At 54.5% G+C, this 15,270-nt stretch carries 13 protein-coding genes; 6 read left to right on the forward strand and 7 right to left on the reverse strand.

Annotation, left to right across the window (positions count from 1 at the left end; translation table 11 throughout):
- Positions 1 to 436: 436 nt before the first annotated feature.
- Positions 437 to 1,063 carry a C39 family peptidase gene (locus tag MKX42_RS32555; protein ID WP_340757520.1) on the reverse strand — a complete coding sequence of 209 codons (627 nt, stop codon included), beginning with the start codon at positions 1,061 to 1,063 and terminating at the stop codon, positions 437 to 439.
- Positions 1,060 to 4,533, reverse strand: a complete 3,474-nt coding sequence (locus tag MKX42_RS32560) for a PAS domain S-box protein (protein WP_340757521.1) — start codon at positions 4,531 to 4,533, stop codon at positions 1,060 to 1,062. Before MKX42_RS32560 ends, MKX42_RS32555 begins: the two co-directional genes overlap by 4 nt.
- Positions 4,534 to 4,838: 305 nt before the next feature.
- Here MKX42_RS32560 and MKX42_RS32565 point away from each other — a divergent pair, with 305 nt between their 5' ends.
- From MKX42_RS32565 to MKX42_RS32575, 3 genes are all read left to right on the forward strand, one after another.
- Entirely contained in the window at positions 4,839 to 5,669 is an 831-nt protein-coding gene (locus MKX42_RS32565; protein WP_340757522.1) for a hypothetical protein, read from the forward strand.
- A 104-nt stretch (positions 5,670 to 5,773) separates the two neighbouring features.
- Positions 5,774 to 6,880 (forward strand): glycosyltransferase family 4 protein, encoded by a 1,107-nt coding sequence (locus MKX42_RS32570; RefSeq protein WP_340757523.1) that lies wholly within the window; start codon positions 5,774 to 5,776, stop codon positions 6,878 to 6,880.
- 285 nt (positions 6,881 to 7,165) lie between these two features.
- A complete protein-coding gene (locus MKX42_RS32575; protein ID WP_076161725.1) occupies positions 7,166 to 7,492 on the forward strand; it encodes a P-II family nitrogen regulator in 327 nt (108 codons plus the stop codon).
- A gap of 128 nt (positions 7,493 to 7,620) precedes the next feature.
- Here the strand turns inward: MKX42_RS32575 and MKX42_RS32580 are convergent, their stop codons facing one another.
- Positions 7,621 to 8,862, reverse strand: coding sequence for a DUF445 domain-containing protein (locus MKX42_RS32580; protein WP_340757524.1), 1,242 nt, complete (start codon positions 8,860 to 8,862; stop codon positions 7,621 to 7,623).
- 263 nt (positions 8,863 to 9,125) lie between these two features.
- Between MKX42_RS32580 and MKX42_RS32585 the strand changes: the two genes are divergently transcribed.
- Positions 9,126 to 10,001 (forward strand): Cof-type HAD-IIB family hydrolase, encoded by an 876-nt coding sequence (locus tag MKX42_RS32585; protein ID WP_340757525.1) that lies wholly within the window; start codon positions 9,126 to 9,128, stop codon positions 9,999 to 10,001.
- Positions 10,002 to 10,014: 13 nt separating this feature from the next.
- Here the strand turns inward: MKX42_RS32585 and MKX42_RS32590 are convergent, their stop codons facing one another.
- Positions 10,015 to 10,140 carry a hypothetical protein gene (locus MKX42_RS32590; protein ID WP_340757526.1) on the reverse strand — a complete coding sequence of 42 codons (126 nt, stop codon included), beginning with the start codon at positions 10,138 to 10,140 and terminating at the stop codon, positions 10,015 to 10,017.
- Positions 10,141 to 10,281: 141 nt separating this feature from the next.
- Between MKX42_RS32590 and MKX42_RS32595 the strand changes: the two genes are divergently transcribed.
- Positions 10,282 to 10,752: an Imm30 family immunity protein gene (locus MKX42_RS32595; protein ID WP_340757527.1), complete on the forward strand. Its 471-nt coding sequence runs from the start codon at positions 10,282 to 10,284 to the stop codon at positions 10,750 to 10,752.
- Between the two features lie 93 nt (positions 10,753 to 10,845).
- Positions 10,846 to 13,191 (forward strand): UvrD-helicase domain-containing protein, encoded by a 2,346-nt coding sequence (locus MKX42_RS32600; protein ID WP_340757528.1) that lies wholly within the window; start codon positions 10,846 to 10,848, stop codon positions 13,189 to 13,191.
- Positions 13,192 to 13,341: 150 nt separating this feature from the next.
- Here MKX42_RS32600 and MKX42_RS32605 read toward each other — a convergent pair whose 3' ends face one another.
- From MKX42_RS32605 to MKX42_RS32615, 3 genes are all read right to left on the reverse strand, one after another.
- Positions 13,342 to 13,923, reverse strand: a complete 582-nt coding sequence (locus MKX42_RS32605) for a 50S ribosomal protein L25 (protein ID WP_340757529.1) — start codon at positions 13,921 to 13,923, stop codon at positions 13,342 to 13,344.
- An 84-nt stretch (positions 13,924 to 14,007) separates the two neighbouring features.
- Complete coding sequence (locus MKX42_RS32610; protein ID WP_340757530.1) at positions 14,008 to 14,955, reverse strand: DUF1861 family protein; 948 nt, start codon at positions 14,953 to 14,955, stop codon at positions 14,008 to 14,010.
- On the reverse strand, positions 14,921 to 15,217 hold the full coding sequence (locus MKX42_RS32615) for a helix-turn-helix domain-containing protein (protein ID WP_211721882.1): 297 nt from the start codon (positions 15,215 to 15,217) through the stop codon (positions 14,921 to 14,923). Before MKX42_RS32615 ends, MKX42_RS32610 begins: the two co-directional genes overlap by 35 nt.
- Positions 15,218 to 15,270 lie beyond the last annotated feature (53 nt).

The following is a 15,270-nucleotide window of genomic DNA, read 5'->3' on the forward strand; positions in this document are numbered from 1 at the left end:
CTGCAAGTGGAAACAATACCGTTTCGGCGAGAAATAAAAGGATAATGATAGGGCGAAGCATATACATTCTTATCTTTCAAAAAGGCCGGGACACAGCAGATACCCTGTCCCGGCCCGGCCACTATCTTGAAGCAGACTAGTGGCGCATCAGATTAAAAAGGATGGATTAGCTTGTTAAACCCTATCCACCCAAAATCTAACGGACCGGAGAGAGCTTATCCCCATGAAAACGCCACTTTTTGCAGCGTAACGGACTCAGGGGACCTTACAGTCTCTTTATGGGACGTTTCGGAGCTGAAGTGAAAAGGATAATGCCTGTGGAGTCCGTTACTCGCCCAGTTGGCGACTTTCTTTCCAAATAGGTGCACCTCAGTCCGTTACGCTAAGCCAAACGCCCCTGAAGAACAACGCCCGCTTGGAAAAAAGATGTAATCTGTTACGGCACATCTGGAATTCCCGGCAGGTCGAGCGACACCATCGTAAGTATTCTTTTATTCGCTGAATAGGAGATCTGCCGTTCTCTTCCCGGTGTATAACCGCCGCCCGGATGTTGCACCCCGTTATCATGGACAACCAGCGTGCAGGAACCGTCCTCCTCATCCTCATAGCCGATTCCCAGCACCCAATGATAGTCATACGCATATCTTCCGCGCCAGCGGAGGCTGAGCCACTTGTCGAATTTGAGCGCGACCGGACGCCCGGCATCAATCTCGGCCCGGTAGCGTCCGATATCATTGAACACGGATACCTTAATCAGGTCGGAGCGGTTACTTAAAAGCGGCAGGGCTGCGCTGATGTACGCCCGGAGGCCTCTGACAAAGCTGCGTGTACTCATGCCCCAGGGCGTTCCGCCATGGTGGGTGTAGATGTAATTGATATGCGCGGCCATAGAATCAAAATGACGGATACCCGGAATGAACGTCCGGCCCATATACGAATGCCAATATTCCAGGAGGGCGGCCATGGTTGCCGGCCCGCACGCTGAGGAAGGCGAGGCTACGCCTGTCTCCCACTGTGTATACGCCTTAGCCTTCAGCCGCTCCCCGGAAGGCTTCCGGCTCATAGGGATACCCTATGGCTGCAATGCTCCAGTACCCGGTCAATATCGGCAGTTAAGAACGGCTTGCTGACAAAGTCATCCATACCCGCCGCGTAGCAGCGCTCCCGGTCCTCTTTTCTGGCATACGCTGTCACGGCTGTAATATACGGCTGGTGCGGAGCAGGTGCCTGTTCACGGATTCTGGCCGTTGCCGTAAGCCCGCTCATCCCCGGCATCTGAACATCCATGAATACCAGATCATACCGCTCACGGAGCACTGCCTGCACCGCCGCTTCGCCATGATCAACCAGATCGGCGGCATAGCCTCTTTTGTCCAGCATAGTCACCAGCAGCTTCTGATTCACCGGATGATCCTCCGCCACCAATATACGCAGAGGCCCAAATTCAGCAGCAGATTCGCCATCTTCCGGGATGCTAATCCGTTCAGAGGCCGACGCCGGTCCAGAGACGGTCACTGTATCCTCCCAGGCGCCTTCCGGTTCCAGCTCTATATCTGCAGGCAGGATGAAATAGAAATTGGATCCTTCCCCGACGACACTCTCTACTGTGATGGCACCGCCCATTAGCTCCACGAGCTTTTTGCAGATGGCCAGGCCCAGTCCGGTTCCCCCATACTTGCGGTTAATGGACGGGTGCAGCTGCGAGAAGGACTGGAACAGTAGCGGCTGCTTCTCAGAAGGGATTCCTATCCCTGTATCGGCCACGCTGAATTTGAGCGTCAGCTTCTTGCGGTCCCTGCTATATTCTCTGCTGAGCAGAATGGAGACCTGTCCCGTCTCGGTGAATTTCACGGCATTGCTGACGAGATTCACCAGCACCTGGCGCAGCCGGGCCGCATCTCCCATAATCAGCTCCGGCACATCCGCAGCCATGCGGCAGGACAGCTCAATATTCTTTTCACGCGCCTTCGGCATGAACAGCTCTGTGATATTGTCGAGCAATTCCGCCAGACTTACCGGTTCGCGGGTAAGCGTCATTTTACCGGCTTCGATTTTGCTGAAATCCAGAATTTCATTAAGAATATATAACAGAGATGCACTGCTCTCGCTGATAATCTGGGCATATCCCAGCTGCTCTTCTGTCAATTCCGTCTCAGCCAGCAGATCGGTCATGCCCATAATTCCGTTCATCGGTGTACGGAGCTCATGGCTCATGATGGCGAGAAATTCCGATTTGGCCTGGTCCGCCTTCTCCGCCAGCTCCTTGGCTCGGATAACTTCCTTCTCCCCGGTAGTGTCACGGAAGACAACAACTGCCCCCTTGCGCTCACCCTTGTCGAGCAGAGGGGTAACCTGGTACTCGGCCAGGAAGCTGGAGCCATCCTTGCGCCACAGCACCGCATCCAGACTCTGATGGGATTCTCCTGCCCGGACTGCCCGCATCAGCGGAGACTCCTCCGGCCGGTAATGATTACCGTCAAGCGCGGTCTGCTGGATAGGGTCCAGGTAAGGATGCCCGGTAATCTCATCACATTCGAAGCCTAGCATATGCGCTCCCGCAGGATTAATAAAGGTGACCTTCCCCTCGTTGTCCAGACCGAATATCCCTTCGGACACGGCATTGAGGATCAGGGTGTAATCATTGCTCAGCTTCTCGATCTGCTCGGTGTATCTGATATGATCTGTGATATCGCGGGAGATCCCATACACTCCAACCACCTGATGATCCACAACAATAGGAATATTAATCGTATTGATCTCCACCGGATGCCCGTCTTTGTGGATCAGCGTCAGATCATAGCTCTGCGGCTCCCCCTGGCTGGCAAGGGTGAAGTGATGCAGCGTCTTCTGAATATCTTTGTCAGCGACCAGCGGTCCGTAATGATTCCCCAGCAGTTCCTCCAGCGAGTAGCCGCTCAGCTTCTCCAGATTGGCATTCGCCGTCAGATAATCCCCCTGCAGATTCATGGAATACACCGCTGCCGGATTATATTCGAACAGGGATTTGTAGCGTTGCTCATTCTCCTGCAGCTTCGATTCGAATTGCTTGCGTTCAGTGATGTCACGGCCTACGGCAATAATCTCTGTCTTCCGGCCTTGCGCGTCAAAAATATACCGGCTGTTCGTTTCAAACCAGACATAGGTACCGTTCTTGTGGCGGTAGCGGTAGGAGGCCGGGGGAATCAATCCCGAATCTTCACTCTCTGCCATCTGATTCAGAATCATCTCCAGATCACCCGGATGCAAATAATCGTAGGCACTCGTGCCGATCATCTCTTCAGGCTCATAGCCGAGCAGAGACCGGCTGGCCGGCGAGCAATACAGGAAGATGCTGTCCTCTATCGCATGGCGGGAGATCAGGTCGAGGGAATTCTCCGACATCAGCCGGAAGTTCCGTTCACTCTCCCGCAGCTGCTCCTCCATATGCATACGCTCGGTAATATCCTGCATCATGCCGAACAGCCGGGCTGGCCTGCCTTCCGGTCCCGGGATAACGTCCCACTGGACATGCACCATCAGGACCTCCCCATCCGGCAGAATCATCCGGTAAGCCGTGTTCCCAGCCTCCCCTAGTCCCATAGCCCGTTCTACGGCATCTTGCAGAATCGGGACATCATCAGGATGGACCAGTGCCAGGAAGGCCTCCTGATTCACTTGGCCTGTCTCCACGCTGTACTGCAGAATACGCCGCAGCTCCTCGGAGAATGTAATTCTCTCCTTCACCAGATCCCAGCCCCATGAGCCTATTCTGGCTACCCGCTGAGCGGACGCAAGGGCCTCCTCGCTGTGCTTGCGCCGGGTGACGTTACGACCGATCCCCATAATCCGTGTAATTTCACCCTTCTCGTTACGGATCACATGGAAGGAGGTCTCGAACCATAGATAGTGGCCCTCCTTGTGACGCAGGCGGCGGATGGAGATATCGTTCTTCAGCAGACCGCCGGAGCTGTTGATAGCCTCAACATCGTCCAGGTGATAGAATTCTGCGCGGTTCCTGCCGATAATCTCCTCCGGATGATACCCGATTTGGGAGTAGGAAGACGGCGATATGAACGTTATCGTCCCGTCCGGCAGGGAGAAGGAGATCATACTCTGATCGTCTTTTATGAATAAATTGTACAGATCACGGCTGTCTACGGTTAGCTGATCTGCAATTTTGCGGTCTGTTACATCCTGTGCATATACAATAACAGTCTGGCCGGACAGTCCCTCTTGCGCCGGAATGAAGGTCAGGGAGAGCCAGAACGGATACCCGTCACGGCCGGAGAACCGCTGATCCATCTGGAGAGGCTGTCCTTGCTGCTGTGCAAGCTCTGTCCCGATTCGCTGAATAGAGAATTGCTCCTGCAATTCCCGGCCGGCCCCTGATAGAGTCCCTGAGAGAAACTCAGCTTCAGTGCAGCCCAGTATATTGCAAAAAGCAGGATTAATCTTCATCCATCTGCCTCCTGCCGGAGACAACACCGCCATCCCCACCGGAGATAAGTGAAAGGCTTGATCGAGAATGCTGTTATTATTAGCCAAGTTATCCATTACATAAGGCCTCCTTCATCCCGGGGCTGGCGCTCGCTTCCGCAGGCCCTCTGCTGTTCTTCATTTGCCATTTCTATCTTCACAGTATACGCCATGACTGTCACAGAATGAAATGGAAGCCCAGCCCTTGATTTCCAAAAGTTAAAATTGATATTATTGACAAAATATACGGTTATCCCTATATTTAAAAGCAAAACTATCTTCGTGACTCATTACGCCGGAAGCACCCGTAATAGAGGCCTGTTGGCCTTTACTGCGGGTGCTTTCTTTGTGTTCCGGGACATGAAGACAAGCGGAGGAATGTAATGAAAATGAACAATCTGTATAAGCCAAGTTGTCTGCTGCTGTCCCTCTTGATTGCCCTGGCCCTCAGCTTCCCGGCCGGTCCGGCTTCGGCAGCGGCGACGGTGATTACCTCATCGGTTCAGGCTTCCTTTGACCTGACTGCTGCTAAGGCGGACAGCACCGCCCGCGCCCGGATGAAGAGCCAGTTCACGGAGCTGACCGTCCTGTCTGCCGGGTATGACAGCCGGGAGGTGCAGATCAGGACGCTTCATGATCAGAATACAGAGGCGCTGAATGCAGTCCGGGAGTCCATCAAGAATATAGACCAGGCTTCCATCACTAAGCTAAGCACCTCCGTCAGCAGTGCCAAGCAGCGCTATCAGCCGCTGTTCGATCAATACAGCACGCTGAACAAGCGAATCTCCCTGCTCAAGGGGCTGAAGGACAAGACGCTGAACTCCGTCCTCAAGGCCCAGTCGGAAGCCATGAAGCTGCTGGTCCAGATAGCCCGCCAGGAGATCCGCGACAAGGAAGCGCTGCTCAAGGCCGCCAAGGATACCCGTACGCGCCGGATGGCCGCTGCCCGCAAGACCCTGGCCGGTATTGACAGACCGCAAAGCTTAATCAAATCACAGAAAAGCGCAGTCTCTGCCCTGAATAAACGGCTAACAGCAGACTGGAGCGACTTCAAAGCGGCTATCCGCAAGCAGAATCCGGCTCTGGCCGGACAATCCTTATCTTCTATGGTCGCCGGGTACAAGCAGATCGCGGCGGGGAAGCTGAAGATCCTGGAGTATGAGCAGACGATTGCCGGAGTCATTGCAGCTACTCTTAAACAGACGGGCAGCTAGGCCGCAGACGGCCGTTCCCTGCTTGCTCCTGTGACTTCTGCACGCCTGAACGCATATGTTAGGTTAAGAACCCTATCTACTATGCAGCGGGAGGAGCAGCTACAATGCACATCTGCATGATTGCACCGGAGCAGTTCACGGTTCCCGGGGACGGCTCTGTGGAGATTTGCATCTGGAATATCGCGCGCAGGCTGGCCAAGAGACATAAGGTAACCATCCTAAGCCGCAGAGCCGCCGGTCTTCCTGATACGAATGAGCTCGAGCAGGTCAAGTTCATCCGGCTGCCCTCAGGCACCCCTTCCAGGTACCGCAGCTCTGTTCTTACATTCCTGGAAGCTGCGGAACCGTTCGACCTTATTCAGATCGATAACCGGCCGCGGCTGGCGGCGGCTGTGAAGCGGCAGTACCCCGGCACTCCGGTGATGATATTCCTTCACTCTCTCACATTCGTGCCGCAGGAGCCCGGCATTGCCCGCAGCCTCGCCCTGGCCGATGCCGTCACGGCCAACAGCAGCTCCCTGGAGCAGCGGCTTATCCGGAGGTTCCCCGGCATCCGCAGCAAGCTCCGCGTGGTTCCTCTGGGAGCAGACCTGTCGCGCTTCACTCCTGCGTCTGCGCAGGAGAAGGCGCGTCTGCGCACGCTGCATGGTCTTGGCCCCGGCTTCACGCTCCTGTTCGTAGGCCGGGTCATTCCGCGCAAGGGAGTGCCTGTGCTGCTCCGGGCCATGCACCGCCTGAACCGGCATATGCCCGCACGGTTGCTGATCGCAGGCAAGGGGAAGCCGCCGTATCTCCGGCAGCTGAGAGCCCTTGCCCGGCGGCTGGGCGTACAAGTGTCTTTTCTCGGCAATATTCCCCATGAAGATATCCACAGTATGTATCAGGCTGCCGACTGCTTCATCTGCCCCTCCCAGCAGCATGAAGCCTTCGGGCTGGTGAATGTAGAGGCGATGGCCTCGGGGCTGCCGGTAATTGCCTCCAGCAACGGCGGAATCCGGGAGATTATAGATTCGGGCCGTAACGGCTTTCTGGTGAAGCAGTACAGGAACCCTGCTGCTTTTGCCAGCCGTATGCTGCAGATCGGCCGCAATCCGGACCTTGCCGCAAGGATCGGACTACAGGGAAGAAGCGATGCGCTACAGATGTATGAGTGGGAGCATACCGCAGAGCTGCTGGAGAATATTTATCTGAAGCTGACGGGATCACGTTAACCAGAGGAGACTTTCTTATTCAGAGCTCCTCTAGTTAACGAAGGGGCATAACGCTTTACCTTGTAATATTTTTCTGGATGGCGGACAGCCCCGAACTGTAAGCCCAGTCAGGATGCGACAATGTGTCATACGGATTTTGTGATCCTTCTCGCAGGATGCAGCCGAGAATTAATAATATACTACACATGTAAGCGTTGCCATTAAACAAATGCACTATACAGTAAGCCACCGAGATATTGGCAACCCCCTACAACCTATTATTCGCTGTAGAAAGGGTGCATCGTTATGTTAATGATCAAAGCCATAGTAAGACCTGAGAAAGCGGATGACGTGATGGCCGAATTGCTGCTGGCCGGCTTCCCCTCCATCAGCAAAATGGATCTGCTCGGGCGCGGCAAGCAAAAGGGCATTCAGGTCGGAACCAACCATTACAATCAAATCTCTAAAAAACTGCTGATGATCGTTATCCAGGATGAAGACAAGGATGACGTGATCAGCATTATTATGCGTACAGCTAGAACCGGTGAGCACGGCTCCTTCGGCGACGGCAAAATCTTTGTCCTGCCGGTACAGGAGGTCTTCACCATCAGTAACGGCAAAAACCAGCTATAGAGAAAGAAAACCTTCGCCCTGCTATATTGACGCATATGAAAGAGGCAGCAAAGCATCCCCCCGCTCTCCGTTATCACGGATGACCGGGGACTGCCTTGCTGCCTTTATGAATTACTGATATATCAATCTCAGATCAGCTGGATGACGGTAAGGACCAGCCCGACCACAAAGCCGCAGACGGCCCCGTTGACACGAATCCACTGCAGATCCTTGCCGACCTTCTCCTCCAGCATATTCACCAGAGCGGCATCGTCCATCTGATCGAGGTTCTCCTTGACCAGTTGCCCAATCCGGTAATGATTAGCTTCCACGAAGGAGATCAGCGTACCGCGAATCCGGTCCTCTGATGTCTGAATCCATTCCTTCTCCTGGCTAACCCGCCGGACCAGCGCGGCATACAGCGAGAACAGCCTGCGACCGCCCCGGCCCCGGTCCTCTTCCAGCAGCGTAACCGCCTTGCCGCGCAGCCCTTGGAGCTGCTGGAGCACAAATGCGGCGGCCGCTTCCCCTTGAAGCTCATTCAGCGCCCAATTCTTCAGCGAGGCAATCCGTTCTTCATCGCTCAGCAGCTGGAACAGAGCCACCCGGATCTCCCGGATGACTTCCTCCCGGTAGGGGCTATCCTCTTCCTTAAAGTCACGGATCGTAGACTGCACCATACCCTGGAGCATTTCCCCCAGCATATCGGCATCGACGAACCCGACAAAGGCCTGGAAGGCCATTCCTTTCAGTCCGCCCAGCTTAACCTCGGCCAGCTTCTCACTGGCGATCTTACCCAGCATAGCCCGCGTCTCCGGGCGTCCGCTCCAGGCGGAGATCCCCTCCAGCGCAAAATCAAGAGCTGCAATATCCTTGCCCTCATTCATCAGGCTAGTGGCAATCGTATCTGCTGCAACTCCAAGCTTAGCTTCACGCAGGTAGCTTGCCGCTGCTGATTGAATATACGGAACGGCCTGCTCTACCGGAAGCCGCAGCACGAAGCCTTTGAGCTGCTCCAGCACTTCCTGCCGCGCTTTCTTTCTGGAGAAGAACCGGGTCAGCACGGTAGCTCCGAGCGAAATTATATTGAATGTGCGCAGCTTATTTTCAATGCTCTCCTTGTTCAACAGCTCATTCTCCATCGCAGAGATCAGGGACTGGATCAGCTTATCCCGGTTCTTAAGCAGCAGCGAGGTATGCGGAATTCTCAGGCCCAGCGGATGGCGGAACAGCGCTGTCACGGCAAACCAGTCCGCGATGCCTCCGACCAGACCTGCCTCGAAGCCCCCTCTCAGCAGAATAACTGCCAGATTCTCCGGCAGAAACAACGTGAATAGAAAGCCGCAGGCCATAATAGCCAGAGAGATTGTAGCTAAATTTCTGGATTTCATCGTTATCTTTTCCCCCTTACATAGCGACCCCATGCCGCTTGCATCCCGGTCATCGTCCCTTGCACATGCAAAAGACGAACCAGGCTGTCAGGTTACAGGTCTGCCTTACATTGTACCACGTGAGTACTCTTTTCTGAAAATCCTCTAGTTGAACACTTTCATTACAAATCTTCCGGTCAATCATGATAAAATACAGGCAAAGTCTACGCGACCGCCCTTGGAGGGGAAACTAAAATATATAGATAGAACAGGAGAACAATCACATGCTTATTGCACTGGATATGGACGGAACACTGCTCAATGCGGAGGGTGAAATCAGCAACGAGAACAAAGAGGCTATTCTCCAAGCACAGCGCCTGGGGCATATCGTGATTATCGCTACGGGCCGTTCCTACATGGACGCTGAGCGGCAGCTGCGGCTGGCTGATCTGGAGTGTCCTGTGGTGAGTCTTAACGGTGCTGTAATCACGCTGGCTGACCGGACGGTGGCGGCAAGCACTCCGCTGAATAAAGAGGATATTCTCCCTGCACTGCGCTGGATGAATGAAATCCCTGAATTGTATTACGAGGTATACACTGAGGATAACGTATATGTAGAGCTGGATAAGCGGGTACAGCTGGAAAAGCTGGCTACTCATAAGGACACTGAGGTTCCCGAGGAATTGGCCTGGCTGCTTCAGGCGATGGTAGACCAGCAGTTCCAGCAGGCAGCGGTAACCTATGTGGAGAAAATGGAGGACGTCTGGAGCAAGGAAGAGAATCTGATCTATAAGACCCTGGTCTTCTCACTGAACCGTGAGCTGCTGAAGGAAGCCTCTGTGCGGTTCGCCGCCATTCCTGGACTGATTATTACCGCATCGCATGTCAACAATATCGAGATCAACCATAAGGAAGCGAATAAGGGTGCCGGTGTAAGCATGCTCGCTGCCCACTACGGAATTCCTGCGGAGCAAGTGGCCGTGATGGGCGACAGCTACAATGATCTGCCTATGTTCGAGATGGCGGGGTATAAGATTGCCATGGAAAATGCCGCCCCCGTGCTGAAGCAGACCGCCGACTTCATTACGTTAAGCCATACGGAGAATGGTGTAGCGGCTGGGCTGCGGCATCTTCTGGACAGAAGAACAGCCTTCAAATGAAGGCTGTTCTTTGCTACCTGCGGTCGGTTCCCGAGCGCCGGAAGAAGCATAATGAGATGGCTCCCAGGTTGAGGGCCAAATATAGAATGAGCATCAACCGTTCAGCATTGGTTAATTCCATAAGCACCGGAATAAACATGATATCCCTCCTCCATACCTCACTTCTATTTGTCTCTTTCTGTTATAATCAGATAGTCCTTTGTTCAATATATTAGTATTATCTGTCAAAAAGTGGACTTTATGATAAATGGCGTTATTTTCTGCTGGGAGGAATTACTCTATGAACCACCTATACCCCGGGATTGCCCGGTTATATGAGAACCGGCTGCTGCGCACCGAGCTGGAATGCGAGCAGTTCGATCAGGCACTGGAGGGTCTGGCCGGTGATACGGAGGATGCCGTCATTCACCAGATCTTCAGAGTATTCGACGATGATACGGAGCAGGAAGAGGTCATGTTCAGCCTTGTTCATTTTGTAGAGAGTGTCCAGATAGAGATGTATCTGACCCAGCTGCTGGAATCGCTGCCGGAGATGCTGGAGCATGCCCGTAACTGGGCGATTGTGCTAAACCAGAGAATTCTCCAGGACGACACTTTCCGCAGGGAATACGCTGAGATCGCTGTGCGCATGCCGCCAAGAATCCGGCAGTGCCTGGCCTTCCTGCTGGAGGAGATCAAGGAGGATCAACCGCGGCTGTACGAGCGCAAGGTGAATTCCCTGCTGGCCAAGCTGAATACATCCGGGAGATAGCCTCGTGCAGAAAAGAGTGCAGAATGGTATAGTGTATACTGGTCAAAACCGCATGACTGATTACGCATTCAGAAACAAACGAAGGTGAACATAATGAACAAGCTCTTATTTCATAATATCCCGCTGGGAGCCAGCGGTGAGAATATACCCCAGGCGAAGGTAGCCTCGGCCCGGACGAGCCGGGAGACGGTGCAGCCGGGGGACAGCGATGCAGCTTATTTCAGGCGGCTGGAGGCGGGCGGCATTCTGCTCAATCCGCCGCAGATCTCGGCGGTGCGCCATCATCTCGGGCCGCTGCTGACACTGGCTGGAGCCGGCTCCGGCAAAACCTCGGTGCTGATCTGCAGAACCGGGTATTTGCTGTCTGTGCGCAGCATCGCTCCCGGACGCCTGCTGCTGCTGACCTTCTCCAGCAAAGCAGCAGCAGAGATGCGCGAGCGGATCGCCCTGTTGCCGGGGGTGAACGAGGGGGATGCCGCGCGCCTGCAGGCGCGTACGTTCCACTCGTTCTTTCTTTATTTCCTGCGGCGGCAGGGGCTGCGTCAGGATATTTTCAGCGAGACCCGCCGCCAGCATATTCTGCTGAAGCAGATTATGCGCGAACTGGGACTGCCGAAGGATGCCTATCCGCCGGAGAATCTGCTCAGCCTGCTCTCCGCCTGGAAGATGAACATGGGCTTGCCAGCACAGCTGCCGGAGACTACAGAATCAGAGAAGGAGATTAAGGCTATCCTTGCCCTGTATGAGCAGTGGAAGACCGATCATTTCAAAATCGACTTCGACGATGTGCTGCTGCTCGCCTACCAGATGCTCAGCGAACAGCCTGCACTGCTGCGGGAGCTGCAGCAGCAATATCAATATGTGATGGTCGATGAGTTCCAGGATACGAATGCACTGCAATATGAGCTGGTAAAGATGATTGCTGCTCCGCAGGATAATCTGATGGTGGTCGGCGACGATGACCAGACGATCTATTCCTTCAACGGAGCCCGCAGCGAGTTCATCCTGGAGTTCGAGAAGCTGTATCCGCAGGCCAAGGTGATTACGCTGGATATCAACTACCGCTCCGGCCCGGCGATCATCGGGCTGGGCAACGGCATCATCCGCCATAATTCACGGCGCCGCACCAAGACGCTGCAGGCAGCCCGCAGCAGCGGCCTGCCGCCCCGTTATCTGCGTCCGCTGACGGCAGATGACGAGGCCGCGCAGATTGTGGAGCATATTGAGCGTGAGACTCAGAGCGGGACCCGGGAATTCCGTGATTTCGCCCTATTATACCGCGCGACAAGCAGCAACCGGGCGGTCCTGGAGCTGCTGCTGCTGCACGATATTCCTTATATAGACTATGGGGAAGGCCAGCTGCTCTATGAGCACTGGCTGATCTCTCCGGTGCTGGATCACCTGCGCCTGTCGGTGAACCGCCGCGACTTCGCCGCCATGGAGAATATTCTGCCGACACTCTACATGAGCCGGGATAAAGGAATGGAGCATATCCGCCGCATGGAGGCGGTGCAGGCGAAGCAGGGCCCGTTGATTCATCTGCTGTCCATGCCGGGTATGGAGGATTTCAAGGGCGTCAAGCTTCGTGAGCGGCTGGACCTGATCCGCGGCCTGCGGGAGCTGACACCGCTACAAGCGATCCGCCAGATCCGCACGGTTTTCTACGATTATTTCATCGAAGGCAGCGAGCGGCATCAGGCTACGCTGCACCGGGAGACGCTGAAGGAAATGCTCGACGAGCTGGAGTCCTCAGCGGAGCGGTTCGCTACGATTCCGCTGTTCCTCGAATTCATAGACAACGTAACAGAGCGCAATGAGCAGAACCGACAGCCGGGGTTGAAGGAGCAAGGCAACCGGGTGGCGCTGATGACCATTCACAAATCCAAGGGACTGGAGTTCCCCGTAGTCTTCCTGATCGGAGCTTCCGAAGGCATTCTGCCGCATAGCTCCGCTCTGGAGGAGAACCGTGCGAAGGACCGCAAGCCAGCGATGGCCTCGGTCAAGGTGATCAGTGCGGCTGCGGCAAGAGCCGCAGCCGCAGCAGGCATTGCCGCATTAGAAGAGGAGCGCCGGCTCGCCTATGTGGCCGTTACCCGGGCCAAGGAGGAGCTGTTCATCAGCTCGCCCGCCCGGCATCGGGGCAAGAAGGCGGAGGTCTCACGCTTCATGCTTGCGGCCTTCCGCTCGGCGGCTCGCCCGCAGGCACCGGCTCCAGCCGCCGGAGCCAGCACCCCGGGCAGAACGCATGTAACCCGCAGCAGCATCCCGGGTGCAGCCCCAGTGAGAACACATACCGTCCCGGTCTGGAAGTGCACCGGCAAAGCCTGTCCGGGCTGGACCCGTAAGAAGGCGGGCGGAGCTGAGGATCACCTGACCTCGAAGCCTTGTCCGCTGTGCAGCTCTCCGATGGAATCAAGCACCCGGGAGGTCCCGGTATAAGCGAACATCCGGCTGCTTTTTTCAGCAAACCTGCCAGATATAAGCCTCTACAACAAAAAGCCCCTTCCAGCAGACGTACCCGGAGTCATGATATCCTCATGAATTCCGGGTACGTTCTGCCCGAAGGGGCTATTATTCATTAATCTGTATTTAAGCCGGAGTCACTTCCGGTTCTTCAGCTTCTTCATGTACGGTCTTGATCTGAATCATGACGGTACTTGGATCGGTCAGCACTTCAATGCCATCCTGGAAAATCAGATCCGACACCAGCAACTGGTCGCCGATGGCAAGGCCGCTGATATCCACTTCCATGGAAGTAGGCAGATCGCCTGGCATACAGCGGACTTCTACTTCATAGATTTCCACCTGCAGTACGCCGCCTTCTTTGACGCCAACAGCTTCGCCTGCAAAATGAATGGTCACCTTGCTGTCCATGCTGATGCTCATGTTCACATGCTGGAAATCAATATGCAGCACTTTACCGGACATGGATTGCTTCTGGATGTTCTGAACCACTACCGGAACGGTTGTACCGTCGGTCAATTTCCCTTGCAGGATCGCCCGCGGATTCGTTCTCAGCACTTCCAGCAGTTCCTTCTCGTTCACTTCAAGACTAAGAGTATCTTTACCAATTCCGTACAGTACAGCCGGGATGCGGCCCTGCTTTCTTGCCACATTCAGGTTGGACTTCGTGTCAGACGTACGATTGCTTAGTTGAATAAATTTACTCATTGCTTGGTTCCCGCTCTCTTCGACCATAAATTCTTGTCACCTCAAGTGTAACATGACCATAGAATCTAGTCAAACCTGCAGCAATCAGACTTCATATTCGGCAAAAGGATCAGGGATCTCGATTCTATAGGCTTCCGCATCGCTGACGCCTACAGACAATACCGCCCGGCCGTCCGCTCCGCGTACCAGTCCGCCGCTGAAGATCACATCCTGCAGATCAGGCCGTTTACCCGGGCCGACCGGAAAATCGCTGCGGGCCGCAATGATTTTGACCGGAGTTGTCTCGAAGGTGCCCGGATTGAGCGAGAAGACCATAGCGTAATAATGCTTCTTCCCCAGAGGGTCGAAGCAGGCAATATGTCCAAGTACCCCCACATGGCCATTCTTAAGCAGATGGGCTTCATTGGCTCCGCCCCACTCTTCCGGCACGAACTGATGCTGCAGAATCTCCGCCTCCAGGAAGGTCTGTTCATGCAGCTCCTCCAGTGAATCAATAATGGTGAAGCCAATCTGTCCTCTGCCGCCTCGGTCTCCCTGTGGTCTGGTCAGTACGCCGATTCTGCCATCCTGAAGTTCAATCAGCCGGATATCCTTCATCAGCTCCGGACCGGAGGAGAAGTGATGCAGCGAGTCGATCCGGTATCCCCGGTAGAACTGGGTAACCCAGGAGATTATCTTGGGCGGATTATCCCCAGCCGTAATCACCTCAACTCCGCCGACAATCAATTCTCCCTTGACGCGGGTTACGCAAGGGTCCTGCAGATTATAGGTATGGGTATGCGCACGGGGAACCCATACACCATCTGCGCCGGATGTAAAAAAGAAGACTTGAGAGAACTCGCTATCCCGTTCCTCAACTCTTCCCAAGATCACTTCCTCCCCGTCATGCAGAAACGGAGCCGTTATATTGTAGACATCACGCCCGCCCACACCGGAGAAGACTAGCTTCTCCACGTGCACGGTACGGAGATTGGCATAAAAGGTATCCAGTAGTTCATTACAGGTTGCTGTCTTCGCCGGGCTCCTTGTCATTGCCTTCCTCCTCATATTCATTTGTCTTATCTATGTCCCAGTCATTCTCATCGGATTCCATCCGGATCAATTCTCCGGGCTGAATATTGAAATACGTACACAGCTTCAACAGCAAATCCCGGGGATACTGTACCATCTCGTCTTTGTACATCCGCCGGACGGAATCGAAATGATAATTAATGTCCTTCGCTAGCTTGCGAATCGATAATTTCGGGTCATGCTTCTCCATAACCTCACTCAATTTACTGCGTATGACTGGCATCCATACACCTCCTACATCACTATATCCGGTGATTTCAAAGGAGTCAATGAATT

Source organism: Paenibacillus sp. FSL R7-0204, assembly GCF_038002225.1.
Taxonomy (GTDB): domain Bacteria; phylum Bacillota; class Bacilli; order Paenibacillales; family Paenibacillaceae; genus Paenibacillus_AQ.

Coding starts and splice junctions, on each gene's coding strand:
- MKX42_RS32555 (WP_340757520.1), bottom strand. CDS start 1,063: ATGAGCCGGAAGCCTTCCGGGGAGCGGCTGAAGGCTAAGGCGTATACA.
- MKX42_RS32560 (WP_340757521.1), bottom strand. CDS start 4,533: ATGGATAACTTGGCTAATAATAACAGCATTCTCGATCAAGCCTTTCAC.
- MKX42_RS32565 (WP_340757522.1), top strand. CDS start 4,839: ATGAAAATGAACAATCTGTATAAGCCAAGTTGTCTGCTGCTGTCCCTC.
- MKX42_RS32570 (WP_340757523.1), top strand. CDS start 5,774: ATGCACATCTGCATGATTGCACCGGAGCAGTTCACGGTTCCCGGGGAC.
- MKX42_RS32575 (WP_076161725.1), top strand. CDS start 7,166: ATGTTAATGATCAAAGCCATAGTAAGACCTGAGAAAGCGGATGACGTG.
- MKX42_RS32580 (WP_340757524.1), bottom strand. CDS start 8,862: ATGAAATCCAGAAATTTAGCTACAATCTCTCTGGCTATTATGGCCTGC.
- MKX42_RS32585 (WP_340757525.1), top strand. CDS start 9,126: ATGCTTATTGCACTGGATATGGACGGAACACTGCTCAATGCGGAGGGT.
- MKX42_RS32590 (WP_340757526.1), bottom strand. CDS start 10,140: ATGTTTATTCCGGTGCTTATGGAATTAACCAATGCTGAACGGTTGATG.
- MKX42_RS32595 (WP_340757527.1), top strand. CDS start 10,282: ATGAACCACCTATACCCCGGGATTGCCCGGTTATATGAGAACCGGCTG.
- MKX42_RS32600 (WP_340757528.1), top strand. CDS start 10,846: ATGAACAAGCTCTTATTTCATAATATCCCGCTGGGAGCCAGCGGTGAG.
- MKX42_RS32605 (WP_340757529.1), bottom strand. CDS start 13,923: ATGAGTAAATTTATTCAACTAAGCAATCGTACGTCTGACACGAAGTCC.
- MKX42_RS32610 (WP_340757530.1), bottom strand. CDS start 14,955: ATGACAAGGAGCCCGGCGAAGACAGCAACCTGTAATGAACTACTGGAT.
- MKX42_RS32615 (WP_211721882.1), bottom strand. CDS start 15,217: ATGCCAGTCATACGCAGTAAATTGAGTGAGGTTATGGAGAAGCATGAC.